The sequence below is a fragment of the Streptomyces sp. MCA2 genome (genome assembly GCF_023544705.1).
In the GTDB taxonomy this organism is placed as follows: domain Bacteria; phylum Actinomycetota; class Actinomycetes; order Streptomycetales; family Streptomycetaceae; genus Streptomyces; species Streptomyces decoyicus.
Genome location: NZ_JAMJFM010000052.1, coordinates 29,044 through 55,026, shown reverse-complemented (window position 1 = coordinate 55,026; position 25,983 = coordinate 29,044). Strand labels below are relative to the sequence as shown.

The window sequence follows — 25,983 nt, the reverse complement described above, 5'->3', positions numbered from 1 at the left end:
GGACGCGGCCGCAAGGCCGAGTTCAGGCGGGAAGGGCGGCTGTGGGCCGAGCAACCAGATGCCGGTTGATCAGCGTCTCCCAAGCGGTCGAGCTTGAGGAGTACGCACAGTGCGGATCTACATCAGCGCGGACATGGAAGGCGTCACGGGGCTCGTCGACGCCGACGACGTCCAGCCCGGCGGGCGGGACTACGAGCGCGGGCGTCAGATGATGGCGGAGGACGTCAATGCCGCTGTCCGCGGTGCCGTCGCGGCCGGCGCCACCGACATCGTCGTCAACGACGCACACGGCCCCATGCGCAATCTGGTGCCCGAGGCGCTGCACCCCCAGGCCCGCCTCATCCGCGGCAAGCCCAAGCACATGGGCATGCTCGAAGGCCTCACCCCCGAACACGACGCCATGATCTGCGTCGGCTACCACTCCCGAGCCGGCACCCTCGGCGTGCTCAGCCACAGCTTCATGGGGCACGAGATCGAGGACATCTGGCTGGACGGCCGCCCCGTGGGCGAGATCGGGCTGGCCCACGCTACCGCGGCGACCCTCGGCGTACCCCTGGTGGCACTCACCGGTGACGACAGCGCCTGTGCGGAGACCGCGGCATGGGACGACTCCGTCACCACCGTTGCCGTGAAGCGCGCACATGACCGCTTCACCGCAGAGCTGCGGCCGGCTGCTGAAGCACACCGGGCCATCGAGGAAGCGGTCATCGTCGGCCTCTCCGCCGACAAGCGGAAGGCACCCACCCCGACATCGGACTCGGCCACCCTCACCGTCCGTTGGCAGTCGTCCTCCGTGGCCTCCACCCTCCTGGGAATCCCCGGCGTCACCTCCGTGGACAGCCGGACCATCGAGACGCACGGCCAACTCACCTCCCTGTACCGTCTCTTCGGCATATGGATGCGGGTAGCGGCATCGCTCACCAACCAACCGCCGTATTGCTGAACGTCCTCCCATCGTCGGCCGGATCCGCCAGGCTCGCTCGCCCCCAGGTTTGGAAGGAAGATGCTCATGTGGTCGCGACTGCCGTTCGGTGACGAGTTGCGGGCCGGGCTCGGATCACCCGGCAGCTCGCGCAGGCTGAGCAGCAGCCCTCGCTCGCGTGTGTGGCGCGTTCAGCTGCCCGAAGCGCAGGTGGTGGTGAAGCAGCTCGTCGCCGGCCCCGACGCTGACGAGCGATACGCCCGCGAGGTGACCGCCCTCGGGCTCGCCGGGCGCGCTGCAACACCTGTGGTGCCCGCCTTGCTGGCCACCGACCCCGGCGAGCGGGTGCTGGTGCTGGAGCATCTGGACCACCGACGCCCCTCCAGTGACTGGATCGTCGACTACGCAACGGCACTGGCCCGCCTGCATGCCACCGCCCGCCCCGAAGACGTCGGAACACTTCCCCGTTGGCGAGGCCCGGACCAGGCCGACATCGACTCCTTCCTCGGGCTGGCCGCGGCTCTTGAGGTTCCTCTCCCGCCTGGCGTGCCCGGCGAACTCGATGACCTCGTGAGCCGACTCGGCGAGGCACCCGGGCATGCCCTGCTCCACGGCGACCCCTGCCCCGGCAACGACCTCCATACCGCCGCGGGAATCAGATTCATCGATTTCGAGCAGGCATCACTCGGCAACGGCCTGATGGAGCTCGCCTATCTGCGCATCGGCTTCCCGACCTGCTGGTGTGCCACGTCGCCGGCCGCACCACTGCTGGAACGGGCCGAGAGCGCATACCGTGCGGAGTGGCGCGCCGCGACCGGATCCGCACCGCAAGGTGATCTCGCCGACGCGTGCGCAGGCTGGCTGCTCCGGGGCGACGCGCTGGTCCAGAGGGCGCACCGCGAAAGCGCCGACCACCTGGCCCGGATCCCCAGTCGGGACTGGAAGTGGGGCACCGCGACAGCCCGCCAGCGCCTCGTCCACCGGCTCGGCGTCGTCAGCCACATGACCGCCGACCACACCTCCCTGCACGGCCTGAGCACCCTCAGCAGCCACCTGCGCCGTCAGATGCTCGTCCGCTGGCCCAGGCTCAAACCCCTCCCGTCGACGCGACCGTAGGCGCCGGCCGACACGACGGGAGCCTGACGGAGCCAGGGTCCGTCTTCACGGTCCCGTCGTTCGCGCCCGGATGTCACCGGAGGCATCCGCACGGGCCGGAATCTGCCGGCAGAGCCCGGCTGAACACGCCGTCGGGCGCGGAGCGGCGGAAGCGCGTGCAGACCGTCTGCCACGGCCCATGGCGTCCGGCAGGTCACGCCACGAGACTCCGGTACGGACCTTGTCGACCCTCCCCTTGACGGCTTGACGGCTTGACGGTCCGCCACCCGAGGCCGTCCGAGGCAGGCCCCCCCACGGCCCGCGGTATCAGCGTGGCGATCAACTCCAACTCCCCCTCACGGTCAGTGAGTTCACGGCGACGCGTCACCCCACCGTGATCCACCACCCGATGGTCTTTGAAGACGGCCCCTCACGGGAATCCCAGGGCGCCTCCCACCGTATGCACCACTTCGGTGGCTTGAGGGAGGAACCTTTTCGCGGTGCGAATCCTCCTATATGACGCACGGGTGTACGGATGTGCGCATGTACGCATGTACCCATGTGCGTCTGCGCACTCACGCACACCCTGCGTCATGCACGGCCTGACCATGACGAACGTCAACCTGTGCCGCCCAGGCGGTACTTGGGATCTGAGAGGTCTACTGAATGAAGATTCGCCGCGCCCTGACGGCCGCCGCAGCGGCTGCCGTGATAGCGCCCGCCGCCGTACTGGCCGCGCCCGCCGCCGCGTTCGCAACGGAGCCGGTGTCCGAGGCCGGTCCCCGCACGCCCGCTTCTCCCGACTCCCCCGACGCCGCAATACCGGCGGACCGGCCGTCGGATTCCGCAACGAGCGGCGGCGGAACGGGTCACCCGGACGAGCCGCGGCGCCCGGGCGAAGCCGCTGCCGGCGGCCCGGCATCCCAGGACCGCGACGGGGCCGCCCGTACTGCCCCGGGGAAGCCGTCAAAAGCCGCCAAGACTGCCGAAAGGAGAACTGGGGGGACCACCGGCGCGCGGGGTGCCACCGGTGGAGGCAAGGACGCCGGTGATTCCGAAGGTGCGGGTCAGTCCTGCGCGTTCGAGTCCGACCAGTTACAGGCGGCCGTCCGCGGGCTGCCGCGCCGGCTGACTGCGGGCGGCGCCTGGACCCCCTTCTCCATGACGCTCACCAACACCACCGGCAAGCCCCTGGCGGAGGTCCAGCCCTTCCTGCTCGTGTCCTCCGCCGAAGATGTCGACCGGCCGTACTGGGAGCTGGAGACCGAGTACCGCGACGCCAAGACGGGGCAGTGGAAGACCTTCCATGACGCGGAGCCCGACGAGCTGTTCGGCTCCTTCGCCGTCGGTCCGCGCAGCACCCTCACGCTCCAACTGCGCACCCGCGTGGTCAAGGACGCCAAGCCCGGCACCGGGTACGCGCTCGCCGCCGGCGACTACCGCAACCGCGACGGTTCCTGTGGTTCGGCCAAGGAAGCCTGGTACGACTTCACCATCCTCCCCGCGGGCGCGAAGCCGACGCAGCCGGGTGAGCCGGGCAAGCCGGGTGGCACCGCCGAGCCCGGCCAGAGCGCCGCGTCCGGCGGCAGTACGGGTGGCTCCGGTTCCACCGGTGGCCTCAGCCCGCAGGGCGGCGCCCACCTCGCCGCGACCGGCTCCTCGTCCGCGCTCCCGGCGATCGCGCTCGCCGGCGGAGCCGCGACGGTGCTCGGCGGGGGTGCGGTCATCGGCGTACGCCGCCGGAAGGGCATGGCCGGTCCGGGCGCCACGGACATCACCGCGTAAGCCCCACCCTTCCTCCAAGAACCTGATAACCCAAGGATCCACGGCCTGAGAACTCCATGACACGGGAAACGAAGGCTCCAAGGGTCCGACGAACCGGAAAGAGATCTTCATGAAACTGCGCCGCGCCCTGTCGGTCTCGGCCGCGACGGCCGCCCTGCTCCCCGTGGCGATGGCCGCCGCGCCCGCCGCCCAGGCGGCCCCTGCCGCGGACATCCCGAAGTGCTCCGACCTCGGGCAGCCCCACAACAACACCTTCGTGGGCCGCACGTTCGGCATACCCAAGTCGATCACTCTCGGCACTCACTGGACGACCTACACCGCCACGCTCACCAACGCCTCGGCGAAGGAGCTGAAGTCGTTCGAACTCAGCGCCAAGCTGGGCAGCTACATCTACAACGAGGGCGAGCGCGACCTGAGCCCGTACGGCGACCTTGAGTACTGGGACACCTCGCAGCGCGCCTGGAAGACGCTGCGCCAGGCCGGCGGAAACGCCGGCGGCATCATCCCCGGCCCGAAGACGCTGAAGCCCCGCGAATCCGTCCACGTGCAGCTGCGGTTCAGGGTGAGCACAGACCTGCCCCTGGACCAGACGTACGACGCGTTCACCGGCCTCACCGGCACCTTCGTCGACCGCTACAGCGACACGGACTGCACGGCCCGCGGCGACGCCGACGGCGGCTTCTCCCCCCGCAAGGACTGAAACCTGCGGGGCGGGCTGCCGCCGCCGCGGCCCGACGGCGGCAGCCCCTAGGGGCCGTGTCTGAAAATTGATCTTGTCGTCGATCGCGGTGAGTTGACGGACGCGGCGCGGGAGCGAAGAGCACCGCTGTACCGCTGTACCGCTGTACCGCTGTACCGCACATCGCCGCGCTCTTGCTCTCGCTCCGCGAGCACCGAACGTGATCGAGCCTTAGGGTGGTCCGATGCCGCTTGTGGAAGTTACCTATGCGCCGGGTGTCGATGAACCGAAGCTCCGTGAACTGGGTTCGGTGCTGCCGCACTTGGTGTCCCAGGCCGTGGAATGTCCCGAGGAACCGTACGACGGGGACTTGCAGCCGGGAGATGTGGAGATTCGCTTCCGGAGGCTGGGGCCGTTGGACCGGAGCGGTTTGGATGTGGTGATCGAGGTGAGGTCCAAGTGGTTCGAGAGCAGGGCCGCCAACCGCCAAGAACGCGTGGACAGACTTCACCAGGACATCAGGACGGCGACCGGACTCCACGACTTCGGCGTCTACTTGTCACTCCCGACAGCCGCGTGGTCACAGGGCGACTGAAGCAGCTCAACTCAGCTCACCACGACCACCGCGAAATCCATCATCAGACACGATCTGATGGAGGTCGTGCGGGCAGGGTGAGCTGAGGTGCTCGAGGTGGGCCGGCCGGCGTAGTGCCGATGCCTGGCCAGTGCCGCATCAAGCAACGTTTGCCCTGTTCACCGTGGGTAAGCGTGGCGCGGGGCGATACCGTCCCGCATCGGCGGTGTGGGAGGCTGATCCGATGCCTGTATCCCTTCGACGCTTGGACGCCCGGCTCTTCCCTGCCTGGCTCGAACGCAGTCGAGACGAGTACGCCAACGACCTTGTCGCCATGGGGCAGACGCCCGAGGACGCATACCGGCACGCGGACGAAAGCATGGCTCGCTCTTTTCCCTCCGGTGCACCGGGCCCGGGGCATGTGGTCTTCGACGTGGTCGATGACGTCGGGGCAACCGTCGGCTACCTCTGGATCGGACCGGACACGAGCGACGACGCCGGCGCCTGGTGGATCTGGGACATCGTGATCGACGCTGACAAGCGTGGTCGGGGCTTCGGGCGCATGGCCATGGTCCTCGGCGAGGAATACGCCCGGGCGCAGGGCGCTCATGCTCTCGGCCTCAGTGTCTTCGGGTTCAACACGGGTGCGCGCGGCCTTTACGAGTCGCTCGGCTACGAGACGACCTCGGTCAAGATGCTCAAGAGACTCGGCTGAGGTTCAGGCGACGTTCGCTCTGTCGACGAGGGCGCCACAGCGGGAGATGCATAAAGGATTCATATAAAGCCGCTATACTTCATGCATGAGTCGCCGAGACGCCGCGCACGGCGCTTCCGATGCCCTCGGGTCAGCCCTCTACGGTCTGGCCACCAGGGCCGTGAGACGCCTTCCCCGCGACATGAGCCTGACGTCCGCCGCCACCTTGGCCACCCTGGACAAGACCGGCCCGCGACGGATCACCGATCTGGCGGTGGCCGAGGGCGTCACCCAGCCCGCGATGACCGTCCTGGTCCGGGTGATGGAGGAATCCGGGCTGGTCGAGCGGAAGGGCCATCCGTCCGACAAGCGGGTCACTCTGGTGTGCCTGACCGAGGCCGGCGCGTCGTACGTCCGGACGCGACGCCAGGCGGGCGTCGACGCGTACGTGCGGTTGATCGACGAACTCACCGGTGACGAGGTCGAGGCCTTGGCAGCAGCCCTTCCGGCGCTGCTGCATCTGGCGGAGCTCGAAAGCCACGCCCGAGAGGAGTCGGACCGGTGACCGCGGCCCAGGCTCATGACCAGCCCATGAGCACTGCCCTGATACGTTCCGAGGCACGTCTGCTGGTCTCCGCCCTGATGTTCATCGCCCTGGTCGTGGCGGCGGTCGCCAGCCTCGGGACGCCGCTCATCACCAGCGTGGCGACCACGTTCCACGTCTCCCTCGACCGCGCGCAGTGGACGCTGACCATCGCCCTGCTCAGCGGCGCCGTCGCCACACCCGTCCTCGGCCGGCTCGGAGCCGGTCCGCACCGGCGGGCCACGATTCTCGCCACGCTGGCGATCGTCGTCGTCGGCAGCGCGCTCACCGTGCTGCCGCTGCCGTTCGCCTGGCTGCTCGTGGGCAGAGCGGCCCAAGGCGCCGGACTCGGTCTCACGGCGCTCATGATGGGCGTGGCCCGCGACCATCTTCCCGAGGAGCGCAGCGCGGCCACGATCGCCCTGATCTCAGTGGTCTCCATCATCGGAGCCGGCGTCGGCTACCCGCTGGCCGCGCTGCTCGCCGAGTTCGGCGGACTGCGGGCCGCCTACGGCCTCGGCCTGCTCGTCACCGCAATCGCCTTCGTGACCGCGTGGCGCTCCATGCCCGCAGCTCCCGAAGGCCGCTCCGCTCACGTGAACGTGGCCGGTGCGCTCGTCCTGGCGGGTGGACTGCTCCTCGTCCTGTTCCTGGCCGGCGAGAGGAGCCTGTGGAGCCGACACCTCGCCGTGGCGGTGACCCTTGCCGTCGCCGCCGTACTCCTGCTCTGCGTCTGGACCGTTTCCGAACTGCGAACCAAGACGCCCCTGGTCGACGTCCGGGCGGTACGGCACCCGGCGGTCGCCGGGGCGAACATCGCCATGTTCGTCGGCGGGAGCGGCATGTACCTCCTGCTCACGCTCATCACCCGCTACGCGCAGACGCCGCACAGCGCCGGCTACGGCTTCGGACTGACCACCTTCGTGGCGGGGCTGGTCCTCATCCCGTTCTCCGTGCTGGGGTTCGTCGCCGGCAAGCTCACGCCGCGGGTCCGCGAACGGATCGACGGCCCCCTGCTCCTGGCCGGCAGCGCCGCCATCGTCGGTGGCGGGTTCGTCCTGTTCGCCACCGCCCGGTCCAACCTGGCCGAACTGCTCGCGGCCATGGGCGTGCTGGGCTTCGGCGTCGGCAGCTTCTCGGCCGCCATGCCCGGCGTCATCCTGGCCGTCACCCCCAAGAGCGAGACGTCGAGCGCCATGAGCTTCAACTACGTCGTCCGCAGCGTCGGGTACTCCCTGGGCAGCGCCATCGGCGGTCTGGTCCTGGCCGCCGGCACCGCCACGGGCCGCCTCTTCCCGAACGACGACGCCTACACGACCGCGGCGCTGGTCGGCGTCGCCGCGATGGCGATCACGACGATGGCCGGCCTCGCCCTCGCCCGCCGACGCTCACCCGAGACCGATCCGACCACAGCCCCAGTCGGTGTGCCGGGCCTGGGCCGGTCGAGTCGAACCGGAAGCTGAGGATCAGCCGTCCGACTTCGACGCCGTCTCCGTCGGCTCGCTGACCCATAGCGCGCCGTCCATGGATCTGAGCATGCTTCTGATCATCAATTCCGAACACAGGAGGTACCGTGGCCAAGGGCTATTGGGTCAGCGTCTACCGCACCATTGCGGATCCCGAGAAGGTGGCTGCCTACGACAAGCTGGCCGGTCCAGCCGTCGAGGCCGCGGGCGGGCGGCTGCTCTCCCGCGGCAGCCGGGTCGTCGCACACGACGCCGGAATCGCCGAGCGCACCGTCCTGATCGAGTTCGACAGCTTCGAACAGGCGGTCGCCGCACGTGCGAGTGCGGCCTACCAGGAGGCGCTGGCCGCACTCGCTGACGGCGTCGAGCGCGACTTCCGCATCATCGAAGGCCTCGCCTGACGATCGAGGCTGCGTCGGCGACGAAATCGAGGCTGCGTCGGCGACGAACACGAAGCCGACTGCGGGGATCACCCCGGCTCGTCAGTGCGCCGCACTGTCGCGAACAGCGTCAGGCCAGTGGCATCGGCGGTGATGTCCAGTCCGAGCGGGGTGGGACGGAGAGCGTCAGATCGGGGCCTGCGCGGCTTATTGGCTCTTCTCGGTGATCATGTTGATCAGGCCCTGGGCCGTGTTGTGCTCGGAGTCGATCCCCGGAACCGCTCCACCTTCGAAAGTGGTGACCTCGGCGCTGCGGGGGAACATGGCCTGCTCGTACTCGGTGAGTGCGGCCTCGATGTCGTCGGGGCGGGCGGCGAGGGCCTTGCCGAGTTCGGCGCCGTCGTACATGGCCAGGTTGGCGCCGTCGCCGTTCGGGGGCGCGAGGTGGGCGGCGTCGCCGAGCAGGGTGACCCCCGGCACCCGGTCCCACCGGTGCCCGGTCGGCAGAGCGTACTGGGGGCGCAGGACCGGCGCTGTGTCGCCGTCGGTGATGAGCGTGGTGAGTTCCGGTGCCCAGCCGTCGAACTCGCGCGCGATCCGGGCGGTGGCCGCGGCGGCATCGGTGAAGTCGATGGCGGCGAACCAGTCCTGTGGCCTGGTCAGCGCCACGTAGGTGTGCAGGGTGTCGCCGTTCTCCCGGTGAGCGAAGATCTCCTTGCCCGGCGAGGGCGCGATCAGCAACCCGCCACCGACCGCTTTCGCGGCGGCTGGGTGGCGGGTGTCGGCGTGGAACAGGTACGTCTCGACGACCGACGTGCCGGCGTACTCGGGTGTGGCGGTGGTGAGCAGTGGCCGTATCCGTGACCAGGCACCGTCCGCGCCGATCAGCAGGCTGGTGACGACGGTGCCGCCGTCGGCGAACGTCACCTCGTGGCGGCCGCCGCCGAGGGCGCGGGTGCCGCTGGCCTTGTGCCCCCATCGGACGGTGCCGGCCGGGAGTGAGTCGAGCAAGATCTGTCGTAAGTCGCCGCGTTGCACCTCGGGGCGTCCGCCCATGCCGTCGTCGACCTTGTGGAGCAGGACGGTCCCGTCCGGGTCGAGGACCCGCGTCGCCTGGCGGCCCTCCAGGACGATGGCGTGGAACTCGTCCATCAGGCCGGCCGCCTTGAGGGCGATCTGTCCGTTGTAGTCGTGGATGTCGAGCATCCCGCCCTGCGTGCGCACCGTCGGGGAGGACTCCGCCTCGTAGACCGTGACCGGGATTCCGTGGACGTGCAGGACGCGGGCAAGAGTGAGTCCGCCGAGTCCGGCGCCGATGATCGTGACGGGCATGTGCACGGTGGCTCCTGGGGATTGGGGCCGCCCAGTGAGCTCCGGCCGGCCGTCTCTGGAACCGTGCCGGACCTCGCCGACAAGCCACCGACATCGAACCGGCAGCCGCCGATGGATGACCGACACCGCGCATCAGTCCCGACACCCACCCGGAATGGGGTTCCGCTCGGCATCCGGGTCGAGCGTGCTCATGCTCTCGTTCTCGCATCGCTCCCCGAGCGACGAAGCCCGGCCTGCACGGAGGTACAACGAACGGCCCGACGGGCGCGGTGGCCGGCCGACATGATCCAGGATGCGTGAGCGAGGGGTGCCTCCCGTTCTCGCGTACATCGGCTGTTCGCGCGAGCGTGCGACTCCCGATCTCGTGTCGAAACGACGTCACAACTCGCGTACACAGTCGGCCAACAGAAGCGCGAGGGCGGCCAGGACAAGCACCACAACCGGCCGCGCGCCGCCGGTGAGGACGGCGGGGACGTCGGCGGGGCGGGCCCGGCGCAGCGCGTACAGGCCGAAGGAGGCGAGCACGGCCGGCGTGCACAGCCCAAACACCGCGGGGCGGCCCCTCGACGGCAGCTGTCCCGTCTCACTCAGTGCGCTTCCGCTCGGCACCGTGGGGCCCCAAGAGCGCTACCGTCCAGGCAAGCGCCGGATCACCAGCTACTACAGGACGGGCACCCTGGACGGCTGACCTGTGTCATCGAAGCCGCGTTTTCCCTGGTGGACGAGCTGCGCCGGGTACCTGTGTACCGGCCGGTCCTCCCGGGCCGCTCCCCGGCCCCAGGCCAAATGGTGCAGCAGGATCCAGGACCCAGCTGACTGGGTCCTGGGTCCCCCGTTTTCCCTGGCAGAGAGACCTAGGAGTCGGCTGGGTCCTGGGTCCAGGCCCCGGTTCGTCCGTACCGGGTTCCAGCGGTCCGCTCCGGCGATACCGTGGTCAGACCCTAGGGGGCAGATTCGACGATGCGCACCGCCGCGGCCAGTGGCAGGTCCCACGGGTAGCCCTCGGGCCGCCCCTTTCCTGGCTCGTTCGGCTCGAAGCCGCCGGGGCCGTAGAGCACTGACACCCCGGCGTTCCGCAGGGTCTCCAGCGACCGTACGAACTGCGGGTGTTGAACGTAGGCGGCGTTCACGCACGGCATCGCCACCGTCGGGATCCTCTTGCCGATGCCCTCGGCGACCACACCGATGACGAAGTGGTTCGTCAGCCCGAGCGCCCAGTGATTCATTGAGTTGAAGGTGACCGGGGCGAACATGATGACGTCTGCCTTCGGCCAGACGTCCACCTCGGTCGGCTGCTTGTACTCGGAGCGCACGGGGTGACCTGTCAGGTCCTCCAGCAACGACACTTCGCTCTTGAGCCACCGTGCGGATGTCGGGGTCAACCCGACGCACACATCGAACCCCGCCGCCTGGGCGCGGCGTACCACGTCGGGAAACTGCTGAACGGGCGGGGCAGCGGAACCGAACAGGGAGAGAACGGGGCGACTCATTGTGCTATCCGACCACAGACCCCCTCCCCGGAATGGGTCGCATGGGGCGCGGAGCGGGGGTTCGGCCCGGTGGCGCTCCACGTAGGACTCGTCCCCAGTAGCTGCAAGGAGTGGGAGACGCCATGCCACGCACCGTACGACCGGGCACCGGCACATACCGGCAGACAGCACGCCATAGGCTGCTCGCATGATCCGTGCAGTGGCCTTCGACGTCGGTGAAACCCTCATCAGCGACGACCGCGGGTGGGGCGTGTGGGCCGATTGGCTCGCTGTGAAGCGACACACGCTGTCTGCTCTGGTCGGTGCAGTCGTGGCGCAGGGCCGGGACAACGCGGACGCGCTCCGGCTCGTACGCCCGGGCATCGACATTGAAGCCGAGCGGGCCGCGATGGAGCAGGCGGGCAGTGGTGAGTTCCTGGACGAGTCTGACCTGTATCCGGACGTCCGTCCCTCCCTCGCAGCGCTCCAGGACGCCGGGATTCGTGTGGTCGTGGCCGGCAACCAGACGCGTCGTGCGGGGGAGTTGCTGCGCGCGCTGGGTCTGCCGGTGGATGCCCTGGCCACCTCTGGGGAGTGGGGCGTGGCCAAGCCGGCTCCGGAGTTCTTCGCCCGGACCGTCGACCTCGCCGAAGCTGCTCCCCATGAGGTGTTGTACGTCGGAGACCATCCGCAGAACGATGTGCTGCCTGCCCGCGAGTGCGGGCTTCGGACGGCGCACCTGCGTCGCGGTCCGCTCGGCCATCTTTGGGCGGACAGTGCGGAAGCGGAAGCCGCTGACTGGCGGCTCGGGAGCCTGACGGAACTGATCGACGTGGTACGGGCACAGTGAGCTGAGCGTCAACTACGCGGCTCGCATGCGGGATGCAGACACAGCGTTTACGTAATTGGTCCGTGGCGGCGCGAGTACGGTCCGGAGTGGCCGCACCGAACGGAGGCCACCGTGCCCAGCATCGTGTACCGCGGGGTAGGCCCCCGCATCGCTTACGAACGACGCATCGCCCGCCTCACGCAGGCTGAACTGGCCCGATCCGCCGGCGTCGCTCTAGGCACCTGCGGAAGATCGAGCGCGGCGAGCGCGGCATCTCCGACGCCGTACTGGAAGCTGTCGCCGGCGCCCTGGACACCGACCCGGCGTGGCTGCTGCCGGACAACGAGCGTCCGGACGATCGCGTGCACCAGGCGATGCCGGATCTGTCCGCGGTCCTCGCGATGTACGAGGCCCCGGAGGATGGCCCGTGCCGTGCGCTGCCGGACCTGGCTGGGCCGGCTGCCTACGGCGAGCTTGTCGACCTCAAGGCGTTGCTCCGCGGGCATATCGCGGTGCTTTGCCGCTCGTCCGAGAGGCAGCCGACCTTCTGTGGCGCGGCAGCCTCGATTGGCACCGCCGGACAGCCCGGATCGCCGGAATCGAGCGACAGGTGGGGCAGGGCCTCGGCGACAGCGACTTCAGCGCCCTTGTGCAGGTTCAGCTGCTCGCCCGTGACTGCCGCTGGTTGTTGGATGAGTGCACTACGAGGCTGATTCCGTGAGTTCCGGGCAGCGGCGTAGCGGAACCCGCGTGTTCACGTACTTCATCTGTCCCGTGGTCGTCGCCTTCCTGCTCGGCGTCCGTGTCCACGGAGGGCATCGGCAGCTGTGCACCTGAAGCCCCCGTGACGCTCCGACCCCCGGGCGCCACGGAAAAGGCGGCCGCCGCACCCTTCACCGTGGCGCCGGTCGACCACCCCGGACGGACCGGCCGTAAAGGCGGGCCGACCGGGGCAACACTCATCAACAAGGCACCAGGAGGAACCATGTACGCGACTGCCCGGAACGACGGTGGTGACAAGCTGCCCGGCGAGCCGTACCCCGGGCCGCACCCGGCGCCGACGCCCAATGGTGGGCCCGGCGTCCCCAACCCGCCCAAGGCTGCCGGACAGTGATCAGCGAGCCGGGTAAGGGGAGCCCCGGCCTCGACGGGCTGGGGCGTGCCCTCATGTCTGTGGGTGCGCTCTCTTCCGACTGGGCCTCCGCGTACGCCGCCGTGCCCCGAAGCGCCGTTCTGCCGGATGTGATCTGGCCGTTCGACATGGAGACCGGCCGGAGCGTGCCGGTGTCCAGGGCGGAGGACCCGGACAGGTGGCAGGAGTTCGCGAATGCTGACGCTCCGATCGTCACGCAGTGGGACGACGGCACGCACACCGGCCGCGAACCGGGTGAGGTCCCGACCAGCTCCGCGTCCATGCCCTCCGTGGTGTTCCGGATGCTCCAGGACCTGGACCTCCACCGAGGGCATACGGCGTTGGAGATCGGCACCGCCACGCTCTGGAACTCCCTGCTCATGGCGCACCGTGCCGGGCCGGGGCACGTCACCACGATGGAGGTGGACAGGGACCTGGCCGAAGCGGCCCGTGCGACGGCCGAGCGGTTCGGCAACTCCGTGCGGGTGGTGCACAGCGACGGCTTCCAGGGTTACCCGGAGGGGGCGCCGTACGACCGGATCATGGCTACCTGCGGCCTGCGGTCCATCCCGTTCGCGTGGGTGGAGCAGTGCCGGCCCGGGGGCATCATCGTGGCCCCGTGGGGGACGAACTACTCCCATGGCGATGCCGTCGCCCGCTTGGTGGTTGCGCCCGACGGCAAGAGCGCGTCCGGCACGTTCACCGGCCCTGTGGAGTTCATGAAGCTGCGGGCGCAGCGTCTCGTCCCCCTGGCGCACTCCGAGTACGTCACGGGGAGCGTGGCGGAGGGCGACGAGTCATCCACGACGCTCACCGAAGCGGTATTCGCCGGGGGGCAGTTCAGCCCCGAACGATTCGCCATCGGGCTCCGTGTACCGCGGTGCCGGCACGTCGTAGCGGAGATGCGCGACGGCGCACGCGCTGTCTGGTTCTACAGCTTGAGCGACCTGTCCTGGGCGTGTGTGCAGTTCCGCGACGGAGATACGGCACGGGTCTGGCAATCCGGTCCCCGGCGTCTCTGGGACAGCGTGGAGAACGCTTTCCACTGGTGGCTCCACCAGGGCACGCCGGACCACACCCGGTTCGGGCTGACGGTCACCGTCACCGGTGAGCGGGCGTGGCTGGATGACCCTGCCGACTCGTGGGCTTGCTGAGCGGGCGGGCGGGCCTGGTTCCGCAGCAGGGTTGGCAGACGACCGTCGAGCGCGGGCGATGAGCAGCCGGCGGTCGAGGGCCGGGGACGCCGAGCGCGGTCGATGAGCAGTCGGCGGTCGGGGGCGGGGACGTTCCCGTTCTCGATACGCGAGACCGATTGCCGGGGCCACTCCGCCAATTCCTTCCGCGTGGACGAATTCCGATGCCTGCCGAATTTCTGTGGAGATCGGCTCAATGAGTGGCTTTACCGGAGCGGACCGGCATGCTGCACCAACGTTCCGAAGCAGCCCTGTATCCCTTGGACGTTATGTGAGGCGATGGAAGGCTGGAGACGATGTTCGGGCGAAGGAAATTCCTCATGGCCGGTGCCACGGTCGGTGCCATGGGGGGTGCGGCCATGCTTTCCCGGGGTGTTCTGGAAGCTCAGGATGCGTCGCAGGCGCACGGGACAGGGTCTGCGGACTCCCCGGTGCCGCAGACTCCTCCGCTGGAGAGGTACGTCGACCCGCTGCCTATGCCGATGACAGCCATTCCGGATCCTTCCGTCTATCCCGGCGCCGACTATTACGACATCACGATGCGGCAGGGCTCATGGCGCTTCCACCGGGATCTCGGGCCGGCAACGGTGTGGGGTTACTGGGCCGCGAACCCGCACGATCCGCGCAAGGCGATCGGCATGGGCTATCTGGGGCCGACCCTCAGTGTGACCAAGGACCGCCCGACGGTCGTCAAGTACCGCAACGAGCTGCCGACCACCCACCTGTTCCAGTTCGTGATCGACCGCATTCGCAACGGGGACGGGCAGCTGGCGCCGACCGCTCCGGCGCCCTACAAAAGCAAGCCGCCCTTTCCCTCGCATATCAATGTGTGGAACGTCGTACACCAGCACGGCGGTTTCACCGCACCACAGTCCGACGGTATGCCGCTCCAGTCGTTCAGCCCGGACGGATTCCATGCCGAGTCCTACACCACCTTGGACCCGAGCCGGGTCAAACCCAACGAAGCGATCTCCGGCTACACCAACCACGAACGCTCGTGCATGCTCTGGTATCACGACCACGGCATGGGAATGACCAGCGTCAACGTCTATGCGGGTCTTGCCGGTCTCTACCTCGTTCGGGACCCCGCGGACGAGCGGCTCGGGCTGCCGCGAGGCGAATTCGAGGTCCCGCTCATCCTTCAGGACCGGTCCTTCCACCGGGACGGCTCGCTCGCCTACACCATGGCCGACAGGGAAGGCGAGGACACCCCGGTCGTCAACGGGAAGGCGTACCCCTTCCTGGCCGTCGAGCCGCGGCGCTACCGGCTGCGCATTCTCAACGCTTCGAACGAGCGTTTCTGGCGGCTGAGGTTCGACGTTCCCAGGGATGTACTGCCGCAGCCCACGCTGCCGTTCTGGCTGATCGGCACCGACGGCGGCTTCCGTGCTCCGTTGCAGATGCTGAACTTCCTGATCTCGCCGGCCGAGCGGTACGACCTGGTCGTGGACTTCAGTCAGATGCCCATGGGCACGAACATCACCTTGACGAACTATCACGCGCCGGTCCATTACCCGGGTATGCCCGGCATGGGGCCGGTGATCTCGGAAATCATGCAGTTCCGGGTCACCAAACCCTTGTCCGGAGGCGCGGACAGGACGACGCCGCCCAAGAAACTCCAGCTGCCGACGGCCGCACCCATCGTGCCCGAACCACACACCCGTCGGCGGGAATGGGTCACGTACCAGCACAAGCTCTTCGGCACCATGACGTTCAACGCGGTGCCCTTCATGGAGCCGTCCCAGGACTTCATCAAGGCGGGCTCGACCGAGATCTGGGAGTACATCAATCCCAACCACGACGCCCACCCGATGCACGTACACCTCGTCAACTTCCAGGTGTTGAACAGGCAGCCGATCGACGCCGCCGCCTACCAGGCGGACTACGAGAAGTGGCTTGACGGTGGCCGCAAACCGGAGGACCGACCGGTGTTGGCGAACTATCTCACCGGCCCGCCGATTCCGCCGGACCCGGACGAAGCACTGTCCGACAAGGACACGTTCAAGTCCTATCCGGAGACCGTGACCAGGATCATCATTCAGGAATTCGGCCTGCCGGGTACGATCGCGTCGATTCCGGGCAGTGGCGCCGAACTGCCGGCGACGTACGTCCACCACTGCCACATTCTCGAACACGAAGACGACGACCTGATGCGACCGTGGACGATCGTCGGCCACGGCGACCACAGCGGCGGCGACCACAGCGGCGGCGACCACGGCGGTGTCGCTCACGGCGGCGGCCACGGGCACGGCCACTGACGGATCGATCGACCCGCGTGTGTGTGCCGGTCCGCCCAAGGGGTCCGGACCGGCACTGACGCGTGCTCCCCGCCGGCCCGCATCGCAGGGGCAACCGATCATGAGCGAGACCGGGGGGAACGTGAACCGACCACTGCTGTTCCTCGACGTGGAACGGGCCACTCAACCCCTATGAGTCAACCCCTATGCGGCGGCCTCAGCAGGTCCTGAGGCCCTCCTTGAACCCGGACTTGTAGCCGTCCACAAAACCCCGGTTGTATGCGCCGAAGCCGCGTGACGAGCCGTAATTGTCGCTCCTGTAGCGGCAGCTGTCGCGGCCATCGGAATATCCTGTCCTGAACCCATCGCGGTAGCCCTCGGCGTAATTTGTTCTTGGCTGAGGGCGACTCGGGATCGTTATCTGTGTTGAGGTTTTCTGTGCAGCCGTCACGGTGTCAGTCGCAGCGGGTGCGGCCGAAGCCGAGAACAGGAGCGCTGTCGCGGCAACGGCCGGAATCGCGACGGCTGTGAGAATCCTCTTGACGGACATGACTTTTTCCTTCGGTCAGGCTGGAACAGGCTGCAATTGAACGTCGCGACGCCAGAGTGAGGGGCGCTTGAAGGTCGCTCACAGGAGTTCCATGCGTCGTGCAAGTGTCACTGGAACGACGAGACTCAAGGGCGTCGTCGTCTTCGATGGGGGCTTCGACTCGCGAGGAGGATTGCAGCCCGCAAATTACACCTTCTCTCTCCTTGATACGCCGCTTGGGTTGCTCTGTCTAATTCTGCGAAAGAAGCGCTGCCCCGGACCCAACGCCGGTGTCGGGCCGGGCTCTGCGGCCAGCTCGATGCAGGCGGCGCGTCGCCATTACCTCCCGCGTAATCGACCCGCCACTCCGCCACTCGGCAAGGTGAAGCCATCGGTTCACGGGCCGGCGCACTCCGGCCCGTGGGCCGGTTCCGGCACAGCGCCGTTCGGGATGTGCCAGGCAGGAGTCGTTGGTGACTCATGAGGAGCAGGAGGACGTCATGACACAGCAGGAGCAGCAGGAGCAGCAGGTTGCGCGGCAGTCCGTGGAGGCGGGGGAGCGGTACGCGGGGGCCGTTGCGCGGTACTTCGAGGCGTGGAATGCGACGGAGGAGGGGCCGCGGGCCAAAGCCGTGGCGGCGGCCTTCGGTGAGGACGCCACGTATACCGATCCGTTGGCCGATGTCGCGGGGCATGAGGGGCTGGTGGCCGCCATCGCGGGGGCGCAGGCGCAGTTCCCCGGGTTTGTGTTCCGGCCGTTGGGGGGCGTGGACGGGCACCACGACACGGCGCGGTTCGGCTGGGAGCTGGTCAGTGTGGCGGATGGGTCGGCGCCGGTGGCCGGGTTCGATGTGGTGCGGCTGGGGGCGGACGGGCGGATCCGGTCCGTCTTCGGGTTTCTGGACCGGGTGCCCGCGGTCTGAGCCCGCGGCCCGTCCACCGCGCCCCGGGCGCCGGAGCCGCGCCGTACCACCGGGAGTGGCCGCCCGCTACAGGCTCACTCCCCGCAGATACGCGACCGTCTCCGGATCGGCCGGCAGCAAGGTCTCCACGGCCAGTTCGGAGACGGTCACATCCATCGGGGTGTTGAACGTGGCGATGGTCGAGATGAAGGACAGCACGGTGTCGTCGTGTTCGAGCATCATGGGCAGGGCGAAGGGGGCGTGTTCGCCAAAGGCGGCCTTCTCGTGGCCGTGCGGGGGCAGGGGGTAGGCGCTCACCTCGTCGTAGAGCGCGCGCAGGGGGGAGGAGCGCATCAGGGCCAACTGGCGTTCCATCTGGGCGAGGAGGTGGCCGCGCCATTCGATGTAGTTGCGGATGCGGGGGGCCAGGCCGTCCGGGTGCATGGTGAGGCGCATGGCGTTCAGCGGGGGCTGGAGGAGGGCGGGGGCGACGCCCTCCAGCAGCATGGTGATGCCGCGGTTCGCCGCCAGTACGTGGTACGTCCCGTCGACCACCAGGGCGGGGAAGGGTTCGTAGCCGGTCAGGAGGCGTTCCATGCCGGAGCGCAGGGCGGCCATCGACGGGTCGTCGAGCGGGGTCTCCGGGAAGGTCGGGGCGTAGCCCGCCGCGATCAGCAGGGCGTTGCGCTCCCGTACGGGGACGTCGAGGTGTTCGGCGAGGCGGAGCACCATCTCCTGGCTGGGGCGGGAGCGGCCGGTCTCGATGAAGCTGATGTGGCGGGCGGAGGAGTCGGCGCGCAGTGCCAGTTCCAGCTGGCTGATCCGGCGCCGGTCGCGCCATTCGCGCAGCAGCGCGCCCACGCCCACGCCCGTGGCCGTCTCCGGCGAGGAAGCCGCAGCAGTTGTCATGGGAGGGACGGTAGCCGAGGGCCGGTGCCGGTGGGGCGTACGGGAGGGGCCGTGCCGTGCGGGCGCGAAAGTGTCGTCGGCGTGCCACGCTGGGAGGGGTGCAGCCGTCGCGGCAGTGGGCGGTGGTCACGGATAGGGATGCGGCGGTCACGAATAGGGATGTGGACGGGGATGTCCCTGCATGTCCGTGTGTACGGGAACCGGCTCGTCGGCAGCCGGGGTACGGGGAGAGGCGAGCGCCATGAATGCTCAGCTGGAACCGCTCAGCTTCAAGGAGATCGAGGACCGGCTCGCGGAGCTGCCCGGCTGGTCCGTCGAGGGCGGGATGCTGTGCCGTGGCTATGCCTTCCACGGGCATTTCCCGGCCGCCGTCATGGTCATCCATATTGCGCAGATCCAGGAGGAGTTGGGCCATCACGCCGATCTGACGCTGGGGTACAACCGGCTCGCGGTATCGGTGAACACCCACAGCATCGGTGGCCGGATCACCCATCTCGACTTCGGGCTCGCCCACCGGATCGAGGCGATCGCACCGGTGCACGGCGCGCGTTGATCCTGTGAGGACCTGGGGACCTGGGGACCTGAGGACCTGGGAGCTGAGGACTTGAGGACGTGGGGGCCGGGGGGGGTGTGGCCGCAGTCAGTGGAACGTCGCAGTTTGTGGAATGCCGTGTGCCCGGCGGCGCCGCCCTCAGCTCCCCGTGCGGGGCCGCACCACCACCCGCCCGGCGCGTGCCAGCTCCACGTTGAACTGGGCGCCGGACAGCAGCGACAGGTGGGAGAACCACAGCCAGATCAGGAACACCACCGGCCCCGCGAGCGACCCGTAGAGCCGGTTGAAGGTGCCGACGTACGAGGTGTAGACCGCGAAGGCGGCAGAGGAGACCAGCCAGAGGAGGACGGCGACCACCCCGCCCGGAGCCGCTCTGCGCACACCGCGGGAACTGGGCGGTCCGGAGCGGAACAGCACCATCGCCAGGACCGTGGCCAGGAGCAGCAGCAGGGGCCACTTCAGCAGGTTCCAGGTCGCCTCGCCCGCCTCGCCGAGCCCGATGGCGCGGCCCAGCGCGGTGGCGATCGGCCCGCTCACCAGCAGCGCCACCGCACTGCTGATCAGCAGCGCCATCAGCAGGAGGGCCGTCATGAGAATGCGCGGTGCCTTGCGCCACGGCGGCCGGTCGTCCTTGGTGCGGTTCATGGCGTGCAGGGCGCGGCGGAACACGGCCAGATAGCTGCACGACGACCACAGCGCACTGACCAGGGCGCCGCCCAGCACCACCCATGCCGCGGTGCGCTGATGCGCCATGCCGACCAGCGCCCGGTGCACGGTCGGGCCCGACTGGGCCGGGGCGATCGAACTGATCTGGTTGATGAGCTGCTCGGTGGCCGCCGGATCGGCGAGACCGATCAGCGACACCGTGACGATCAGCGACGGCAGCAGCGCCAGCACCGAGTAGTACGTCAGGCTCGCGGCCCAGTCCGTCACGTCGTCGTGCCACACCGACAGCGGTGTATGACGCAGTGCGGTGCGGCACTGGGCCCACGTCGGCAGCGCGGCCTGCTTCCTCGGCCCCACCGCCCCCAGTGCGCGGTCCAGCTGCGTCCGGTCCAGCCCGCGGCGCATACCGTTCCCGCCCATGTCGTATCCGTCCTCTCCGTATCGATCCGTCCTGCATCATCTCCCGGCACGGGGACCGCCCACGACACGGCGACCGTCCGGGGGCCCGCCTACTCCAGCCCGCGCGCCCGCTTGAAGCGCAGCAGCCCGTCCGCCAGGTCCACCACGGGATCCGGATAGTCGTACGCCGCGCGTTCCGGCCCGGACAGCTTCCACGGCTGGTGGACCGCGGCGCCGGCGAGAGCGGACAGCTCCGGTACCCAGCGCCGGACGTACTCGCCCTGCGGGTCGAACCGTTTGGCCTGGACGAGCGGATTGAGCACCCGGTTGGGCCGGGTGTCGGTGCCGGTCCCGGCCACCCACTGCCAGTTGAGCTGGTTGTTCGCCATATCGCCGTCCACCAGCAGATCCAGGAAGTGCCGCGCCCCCACCCGCCAGTCCACATACAGCGTCTTGGTCAGAAAGCTCGCCACCAGCATCCGGGCCCGGTTGTGCAGCCATCCCTCGTGCAGCAGTTGCCGCATCCCGGCGTCGACGACCGGATAGCCGGTGCGGCCTTCCTTCCACGCCGTCACCTCGGCCTCGTCGTACCGCCAGCGGTCGCCCTTGGTGCGGTAGTCGGCGCTCGCCGCGTCCGGCCGGGCCGCCAGCACCTGATGATGGAAGTCCCGCCAGGCCAGCTGCCGTACGAACGCCTCGGCGCCGGGGTCCGTGCGGGCCGACGCCTTGTGCACCAGCTCCACCGGTGAGAGGCAGCCGAAGTGCAGATAGGACGAGAGCCGTGAGGTGGCGTCGCCCGGCAGATCGTCCTGCCGGTCCTGGTAGTCGGCCAGGCCCGAGCGCTGCCAGGCCGTGAACCCCCGGCGGCCCGCCTGTTCGCCGCCCGCAGGAAGTGCGGGCGAGGGGTTCCCGTCCGGGCACAGGACCTGTGCCGACGGTACGTCCTCGGACCGCACCCCGGCCGGGACCCGTACGGACCGCGGCGCGGGCAGCACCGACCGCAGCCCCTCGGCCTGCCACCGCCGGAAGTACGGGGTGAAGACCGCGAAGTGGTCCTTGCCCGGCCCGGAGGGCAGCACCGCGCCGGGCGGCACCGCCGTGATCACCGCGTCATGCACCACCAGCGCACGCCCCGCCGCCGTCAGCTCGGCACCCAACCTCCGCTCCCTGCGCAGTGCATAGCCGCTCACCCCCGCCGCGAGATGCACCTCACCGGCTCCGGTCTCCGCCGCCACCCGGCAGGTCTCGGTGACCACGTCCCCCGTACGGATGACCAGCCGAGCGCCGCGACCGCGCAGCCCCTCATCGAGATCGGCCAGCGCATCGGCCAGGAACGCCGCCCGGTTGGGCACCATGAACCCGGCGTCGGCGACCCCCGTATCGACGACGAACAGCGGTACCACCTGCGTCGCGGAGCGCAGCGCGGCGTGCAGCACCGGCTGATCGTGCAGCCGGAGGTCGGAGCTGAACAGGCAGATCGCTACGTCCATGCCCTACGTCTACACCGAACCCGCGCCTCGCGAGCCGCCCGCGCGGGGTGCGCACCCTTCAGGCGAAGGGCAGACCGCGCCACGGCGAGGAGGGGTCCTGGGTGAGAACGCGGTGGATATGTGCGGCCTCCGCGTACTGCGGGCCGAACCAGCCGTTGTCGAACGCCAGCATCCGGCCCAGCGCATAGCCCGCGGCGAACTCCTCCCACGAGCCGTACACCTCCCTGGCCTGCGCACCGGCCCGCGCCACGGCCTGCTCGGCCTGCTGCGGCGCGCACAGCCGGGCGCCCAGGCCCCAGCGGACGAGGTTGACGGCATGGGCGTGGTCCAGTGCGACGAGGGACACGACCTGGCCGTCCGCCGGCAGCAGCCCGTCCGTGCGGAACCGCTCCTCGTACCTGGTCACGAGCTCGGGGACGGCGGGTGCGTCCGCGGCGTGGGCAGAGCCCGCCGCCGCTTTCCCGGTTTCCTCATGGCCCGTCGTGCCCGCCGTGCCCGCGGTGTCCTCAGGGGCGTCGGTCTTCCGGCCGCGGGCCCGCGCACGCAGCGCCGCCTCCGTCTCCGCCGGTACGAACTGGCCGCCGAGCAGCTGGTCCAGACGCTGCTGCCAGCCGGCCGGGTCGGTCACCGACCACTGTTCGCGCAGCGTCTGCGCGTCCGCGGCGTGGTCGAGGAAGGCCGTACCGAGTTCGTTCCACGGCACGCTGTGGTGCACCGCGATCGGCGCACCACATGCCAGCCCCTGGGCGACGGGACCGTGCAGCGGGCCGCCGAAGTGCGTGACGAGCAGTCCGCCGGGCCGCACTCCGAGCTGGGCACGCCGCTGCATCCAGGCGGCGCGGTGTGCGGGGGACGCGGCCAGATACGCGGCGCACGGCGTCCCGGGGTTGACCGCGAGCCGCCATTTGTCGTTCGGCCAGTCCTGCGCCAGCTCCTCCAGCGACACCCGGTCGAAGAACTGCTGGGGCTGCCAGGGCGGCAGCATGCCGCGGGTCAGGACGGGGATGCACTTGCCGCCCGCCGTCGGGTCGTCGTAGACCAGAAGGGGGTCCTGCCCCGGTTGCGGTGCCGCCAAATACAGGTCTTCACCGGCGATCGCCGTGATCTGACCGTCCCAGTCACCACGCGCCGTCGCCTCGTACAGCCGCCGCTCGGTGTCCGTCGGCGGCATCCATCCCGGAGTAGCCACAGGCGAGACCCTACGGTCAGGACCTGTCCCGCCGGAACCTGGGGTTACCGCGACGGCAAGGAGGATTGCACCGGCGCGACCCGTCACCCAGGCTCGGTGTCATGAGCCACGACGAACGGCCCGCGCCCGGGCACGGCCACGGCCACGGCCACCATGACAGTGCGCACATCGACTGGGAGGTGTTCGGCCCGGTCCTCGAACAGGGCGCCGAGCTGCACACGCCGGTCCACGAGCAGGCCGCGGTCTGGCTGGGTGAACTGCTCATGGCACAGGGCGGCGCCGGCTCCGAGGGGGTGCGCCGGGTGCTCGACATCGGCAGCGGGCCGGGCGTCGTCAGCTGTCTGCTGGCCCGTGCCTTCCCGGCCGCCGAAGTGGTCGCGGTGGATGCGAACGAGGCGCTCCTGGAGCGGGCGCGGGGCCGGGCCGGCCGCCTCGGGCTCGGGGACCGGGTCCGCACCCACCTCGCCGAACTCCCCGACGGACTCGACGCCCTGGGCGGCGCCGACCTCATCTGGTCGAGCAAGGCCCTGCATCATGTCGGGGACCAGCGTGCCGCGGTCGCCGCCCTCGCCGGTCATCTGCGGCCCGGCGGGCTGCTCGCCGTCGCCGAGGGCGGCCTCGCCGCCCGCTACCTGCCGCGCGACATCGGCATCGGCCGCCCGGGGCTCCAGGCCCGGCTCGACGCGGCCGGCGAGGCGTGGTTCACCGAGATGCGTACGGCGCTGCCCGACGCGGCCGACGACATCGAGGACTGGCCCGCCCTGCTCGCCGACGCGGGCCTGTGCACCCCGTGCTCCCGCAGCTTCCTGCTGGACCTGCCGGCCCCGCTGTCCGCCGAGGCGCGGGCCTACGTCCAGGAAACCCTGACCCGCGGTCTCGACCTGTACGGCGACCGCCTCGACGAGGACGACTTCACCACCCTGGCCCGCCTCACCGACCCCGATGACGCCGCCGGTATCACCCGCCGCCCCGACACCTTCGTGCTGTCCGCGCAGACCGTGCACACGGCCCGCGCGCAGTAGCCCACGGCCCGGCGGCCACCGGCCGGGCAGGACGCCGGGCGGCGGGCCGCGGCGCCGCCCATGACGTCACATCAGGTCCTGGCTTCCCGGGATCAGCCCTGATCCATCGGCTTCGGGTTGATCACGGCGAAGGTCGCGCCCTGCGGGTCGGTCACCACGGCCATCCGGCCGGCGACCATGTCGAAGGGCTGCTGGAGCGCCGCGCCGCCGGCCGCGGTCACCTTGGCGACGGTGGCATCGGTGTCCGCCACGGCGAAGTACACCAGCCAGTGCGAGGGGGTGTCGGTCGGCATCTGTTCGGACATCGGCTGCATGCCGCCCACCGGCCGGTCGTTCACCGTGAGGGCGTAGTAATTCTCGGCGCCTTCCATGGGGGCGCTCTCGATACCGAAGGCCGCCTTGTAGAACGTGGCGGCGGCGGACGGGTCGGTGGTGTTGAGCTCGTTCCAGACGAGGGCGCCGGACTCGTTGACGGTGCCGGCGCCGGGGAAGTCGACGGCCTGCCAGATACCGAACACCGCTCCGGTGGGGTCGGCCGCGATGCTCATCCGGCCGAGCGTCATCACGTCCATGACGGGCATCAACAGCGTGCCGCCGCCCTTGGTCACCGCTTCGGAGGTGGCGTCCGCGTCGGCGGCGGCCAGATAGGTGGTCCACACGGTCGGCGGCGCGGGCTGGCCGCCCATCGGGACGGCGGCCATGATGCCGGCCACCGGTTTGCCGTTCAGCATGCAGACGGCGTAGCCGCCGTTCTCCGGGGGCCCGATCTCTCCGGTCCACCCGAAGACGTCGGAGTAGAAGTCGATGGCGGCCTGCTGGTCAGGGGCCGCGAGATCGATCCAGCAGGGCGTTCCGGGCTGGTAGGGAGAGGTGACTTCAGGCATCGTGGCCTCCTCGCTGGGGGCACCTCCCATGCCGTGGGCACGGGGGAGGAGCAGGGCGGAGGGGTACCGGCCCCTGTCGGCATGCCGCCGGAGCCACCCCACACTCACCCTCCACACTTCCTGGCGTCCGCCCGGCCCGCCACTCGGGTACGCGGCGGCGCCGCCCGGACGAGCCGGGCGGCGCCGTCACCGGGCGTCGGTCAGGCCACGTCGAAGGTGGCCGGGTCCGGGCCGAGGCGGTTGCCGGTGTCCAGGCCGGCGAGGGCGGCGAGGTCGTCGTCGTCCAGCTCGAAGTCGAAGACGTCGATGTTCTCGGCGATGCGCGAGGGGGTGACGGACTTCGGGATGACGACATTGCCGAGCTGGAGGTGCCAGCGCAGCACCACCTGGGCGGGGGTCTTGCCGTGCTTGGTGGCCAGCGCGGCGATCGTCGCGTCCTCCAGGAGGCCCTTGCCCTGGCCGAGCGGCGACCAGGCCTCGGTCACGATGTTGTGCCGGGCGTGGAAGGCGCGGGACTCGGCCTGCTGGAGCTGCGGGTGCAGCTCGATCTGGTTGACGGCCGGGACGACGGACGTCTCGTCCAGCAGCCGCTCCAGGTGCTCCGGGAGGAAGTTCGAGACGCCGATGGCCTTGGCGCGGCCCTCCGCGTGGATCTTCTCGAAGGCCTTGTACGTCTCGACGTACAGGTCCTTCGACGGGAGCGGCCAGTGGATCAGGTAGAGATCCACGTACTCCAGGCCGAGCTTGCTGAGGGAGGTGTCGAAGGCGCGCAGCGTGGCGTCGTAGCCCTGCTCGGCGTTCCAGAGCTTGGTCGTGACGAACAGTTCGTCACGGGGGATGCCGGAAGCGGCGAGCGCCTTGCCCGTGCCCTCTTCGTTGCCGTAGATCGCCGCGGTGTCGATGCTGCGGTACCCGGCGTCCAGGGCATGACCGACGGCGGTGGATGCCTGGTCGTCCTCTACCTGCCAGACGCCGAAGCCGAGCTGCGGCATCGCGACGCCGTTGTTGAGCGTGATGGACGGAACCTTGCTCACGGGGGAATCGATCCTTACGTCGGCTTTCTCGTTCAC

Annotated in this window: 27 protein-coding genes; 17 read left to right on the top strand and 10 right to left on the bottom strand. The window is 69.6% G+C overall.

Features of this window, described 5'->3' with window-relative positions; translation table 11 throughout:
• Window positions 1-109: 109 nt before the first annotated feature.
• The 9 genes from M8I34_RS32725 to M8I34_RS32685 all read left to right on the top strand — a co-directional run bounded on the left by M8I34_RS32725 (window position 110) and on the right by M8I34_RS32685 (window position 8,199).
• Window positions 110-943, top strand: coding sequence for a M55 family metallopeptidase (locus M8I34_RS32725; protein ID WP_250055750.1), 834 nt, complete (start codon window positions 110-112; stop codon window positions 941-943).
• 66 nt (window positions 944-1,009) lie between these two features.
• Complete coding sequence (locus M8I34_RS32720) at window positions 1,010-2,038, top strand: phosphotransferase family protein (protein ID WP_250055748.1); 1,029 nt, start codon at window positions 1,010-1,012, stop codon at window positions 2,036-2,038.
• Window positions 2,039-3,178: 1,140 nt separating this feature from the next.
• Window positions 3,179-3,802, top strand: coding sequence for an LPXTG cell wall anchor domain-containing protein (locus tag M8I34_RS32715; protein WP_250055746.1), 624 nt, complete (start codon window positions 3,179-3,181; stop codon window positions 3,800-3,802).
• Window positions 3,803-3,911: 109 nt separating this feature from the next.
• Window positions 3,912-4,502, top strand: a complete 591-nt coding sequence (locus M8I34_RS32710) for a hypothetical protein (protein WP_250055744.1) — start codon at window positions 3,912-3,914, stop codon at window positions 4,500-4,502.
• A gap of 223 nt (window positions 4,503-4,725) precedes the next feature.
• Entirely contained in the window at window positions 4,726-5,076 is a 351-nt protein-coding gene (locus M8I34_RS32705; protein ID WP_250055742.1) for a hypothetical protein, read from the top strand.
• A 244-nt stretch (window positions 5,077-5,320) separates the two neighbouring features.
• Window positions 5,321-5,770 carry an N-acetyltransferase gene (locus tag M8I34_RS32700; RefSeq protein WP_250055740.1) on the top strand — a complete coding sequence of 150 codons (450 nt, stop codon included), beginning with the start codon at window positions 5,321-5,323 and terminating at the stop codon, window positions 5,768-5,770.
• A gap of 85 nt (window positions 5,771-5,855) precedes the next feature.
• Window positions 5,856-6,314: a MarR family winged helix-turn-helix transcriptional regulator gene (locus M8I34_RS32695; RefSeq protein ID WP_250055739.1), complete on the top strand. Its 459-nt coding sequence runs from the start codon at window positions 5,856-5,858 to the stop codon at window positions 6,312-6,314.
• 26 nt (window positions 6,315-6,340) lie between these two features.
• Window positions 6,341-7,795, top strand: coding sequence for an MFS transporter (locus M8I34_RS32690; protein WP_250055737.1), 1,455 nt, complete (start codon window positions 6,341-6,343; stop codon window positions 7,793-7,795).
• Window positions 7,796-7,905: 110 nt separating this feature from the next.
• A complete protein-coding gene (locus M8I34_RS32685) occupies window positions 7,906-8,199 on the top strand; it encodes a DUF1330 domain-containing protein (protein WP_250055735.1) in 294 nt (97 codons plus the stop codon).
• A 186-nt stretch (window positions 8,200-8,385) separates the two neighbouring features.
• Here M8I34_RS32685 and M8I34_RS32680 read toward each other — a convergent pair whose 3' ends face one another.
• The 3 genes from M8I34_RS32680 to M8I34_RS32670 form a co-directional block, all read right to left on the bottom strand.
• Window positions 8,386-9,516, bottom strand: coding sequence for an NAD(P)/FAD-dependent oxidoreductase (locus M8I34_RS32680; RefSeq protein ID WP_250055733.1), 1,131 nt, complete (start codon window positions 9,514-9,516; stop codon window positions 8,386-8,388).
• A gap of 372 nt (window positions 9,517-9,888) precedes the next feature.
• Entirely contained in the window at window positions 9,889-10,059 is a 171-nt protein-coding gene (locus tag M8I34_RS32675) for a hypothetical protein (RefSeq protein WP_250055731.1), read from the bottom strand.
• Window positions 10,060-10,451: 392 nt separating this feature from the next.
• On the bottom strand, window positions 10,452-11,000 hold the full coding sequence (locus M8I34_RS32670; RefSeq protein ID WP_250055729.1) for a flavoprotein: 549 nt from the start codon (window positions 10,998-11,000) through the stop codon (window positions 10,452-10,454).
• Window positions 11,001-11,187: 187 nt separating this feature from the next.
• Between M8I34_RS32670 and M8I34_RS32665 the strand changes: the two genes are divergently transcribed.
• The 5 genes from M8I34_RS32665 to M8I34_RS32655 all read left to right on the top strand — a co-directional run bounded on the left by M8I34_RS32665 (window position 11,188) and on the right by M8I34_RS32655 (window position 16,391).
• Window positions 11,188-11,829, top strand: a complete 642-nt coding sequence (locus tag M8I34_RS32665) for an HAD family hydrolase (RefSeq protein ID WP_250055727.1) — start codon at window positions 11,188-11,190, stop codon at window positions 11,827-11,829.
• A 304-nt stretch (window positions 11,830-12,133) separates the two neighbouring features.
• Window positions 12,134-12,529: a DUF6415 family natural product biosynthesis protein gene (locus M8I34_RS42045; RefSeq protein WP_374211020.1), complete on the top strand. Its 396-nt coding sequence runs from the start codon at window positions 12,134-12,136 to the stop codon at window positions 12,527-12,529.
• Window positions 12,530-12,793: 264 nt separating this feature from the next.
• Window positions 12,794-12,922 carry a hypothetical protein gene (locus M8I34_RS41495; RefSeq protein WP_284051064.1) on the top strand — a complete coding sequence of 43 codons (129 nt, stop codon included), beginning with the start codon at window positions 12,794-12,796 and terminating at the stop codon, window positions 12,920-12,922.
• A 53-nt stretch (window positions 12,923-12,975) separates the two neighbouring features.
• Window positions 12,976-14,094 (top strand): protein-L-isoaspartate(D-aspartate) O-methyltransferase, encoded by a 1,119-nt coding sequence (locus tag M8I34_RS32660; protein WP_250055725.1) that lies wholly within the window; start codon window positions 12,976-12,978, stop codon window positions 14,092-14,094.
• Window positions 14,095-14,615: 521 nt separating this feature from the next.
• On the top strand, window positions 14,616-16,391 hold the full coding sequence (locus M8I34_RS32655; RefSeq protein WP_250055723.1) for a multicopper oxidase family protein: 1,776 nt from the start codon (window positions 14,616-14,618) through the stop codon (window positions 16,389-16,391).
• A 196-nt stretch (window positions 16,392-16,587) separates the two neighbouring features.
• Here M8I34_RS32655 and M8I34_RS32650 read toward each other — a convergent pair whose 3' ends face one another.
• Window positions 16,588-16,920 (bottom strand): hypothetical protein, encoded by a 333-nt coding sequence (locus tag M8I34_RS32650; RefSeq protein WP_250055721.1) that lies wholly within the window; start codon window positions 16,918-16,920, stop codon window positions 16,588-16,590.
• A 479-nt stretch (window positions 16,921-17,399) separates the two neighbouring features.
• Between M8I34_RS32650 and M8I34_RS32645 the strand changes: the two genes are divergently transcribed.
• The gene (locus M8I34_RS32645) at window positions 17,400-17,822 is read left to right on the top strand and encodes a nuclear transport factor 2 family protein (RefSeq protein ID WP_250055776.1); all 423 of its coding nucleotides are present in this window, start codon (window positions 17,400-17,402) and stop codon (window positions 17,820-17,822) included.
• A gap of 66 nt (window positions 17,823-17,888) precedes the next feature.
• On the opposite strand, the gene M8I34_RS32640 is transcribed toward M8I34_RS32645, so the two are convergent.
• Window positions 17,889-18,710, bottom strand: a complete 822-nt coding sequence (locus M8I34_RS32640) for a helix-turn-helix domain-containing protein (protein WP_250055719.1) — start codon at window positions 18,708-18,710, stop codon at window positions 17,889-17,891.
• A 241-nt stretch (window positions 18,711-18,951) separates the two neighbouring features.
• On the opposite strand from M8I34_RS32640, the gene M8I34_RS32635 reads away from it, so the two are divergent.
• Complete coding sequence (locus M8I34_RS32635) at window positions 18,952-19,263, top strand: 4a-hydroxytetrahydrobiopterin dehydratase (protein ID WP_030983956.1); 312 nt, start codon at window positions 18,952-18,954, stop codon at window positions 19,261-19,263.
• A 138-nt stretch (window positions 19,264-19,401) separates the two neighbouring features.
• Here M8I34_RS32635 and M8I34_RS32630 read toward each other — a convergent pair whose 3' ends face one another.
• The 3 genes from M8I34_RS32630 to M8I34_RS32620 form a co-directional block, all read right to left on the bottom strand.
• Entirely contained in the window at window positions 19,402-20,349 is a 948-nt protein-coding gene (locus M8I34_RS32630; protein WP_250055710.1) for a YihY/virulence factor BrkB family protein, read from the bottom strand.
• Between the two features lie 89 nt (window positions 20,350-20,438).
• Complete coding sequence (locus tag M8I34_RS32625) at window positions 20,439-21,818, bottom strand: deoxyribodipyrimidine photo-lyase (protein ID WP_250055708.1); 1,380 nt, start codon at window positions 21,816-21,818, stop codon at window positions 20,439-20,441.
• Window positions 21,819-21,876: 58 nt separating this feature from the next.
• Window positions 21,877-22,989 (bottom strand): DUF1266 domain-containing protein, encoded by a 1,113-nt coding sequence (locus tag M8I34_RS32620; RefSeq protein ID WP_284051067.1) that lies wholly within the window; start codon window positions 22,987-22,989, stop codon window positions 21,877-21,879.
• Between the two features lie 119 nt (window positions 22,990-23,108).
• Between M8I34_RS32620 and M8I34_RS32615 the strand changes: the two genes are divergently transcribed.
• Entirely contained in the window at window positions 23,109-24,029 is a 921-nt protein-coding gene (locus M8I34_RS32615; protein ID WP_250055704.1) for a trans-aconitate 2-methyltransferase, read from the top strand.
• A gap of 92 nt (window positions 24,030-24,121) precedes the next feature.
• On the opposite strand, the gene M8I34_RS32610 is transcribed toward M8I34_RS32615, so the two are convergent.
• Window positions 24,122-24,913 carry a VOC family protein gene (locus M8I34_RS32610; protein ID WP_250055702.1) on the bottom strand — a complete coding sequence of 264 codons (792 nt, stop codon included), beginning with the start codon at window positions 24,911-24,913 and terminating at the stop codon, window positions 24,122-24,124.
• A gap of 200 nt (window positions 24,914-25,113) precedes the next feature.
• Entirely contained in the window at window positions 25,114-25,947 is an 834-nt protein-coding gene (locus M8I34_RS32605) for an aldo/keto reductase (RefSeq protein WP_308372732.1), read from the bottom strand.
• Window positions 25,948-25,983 lie beyond the last annotated feature (36 nt).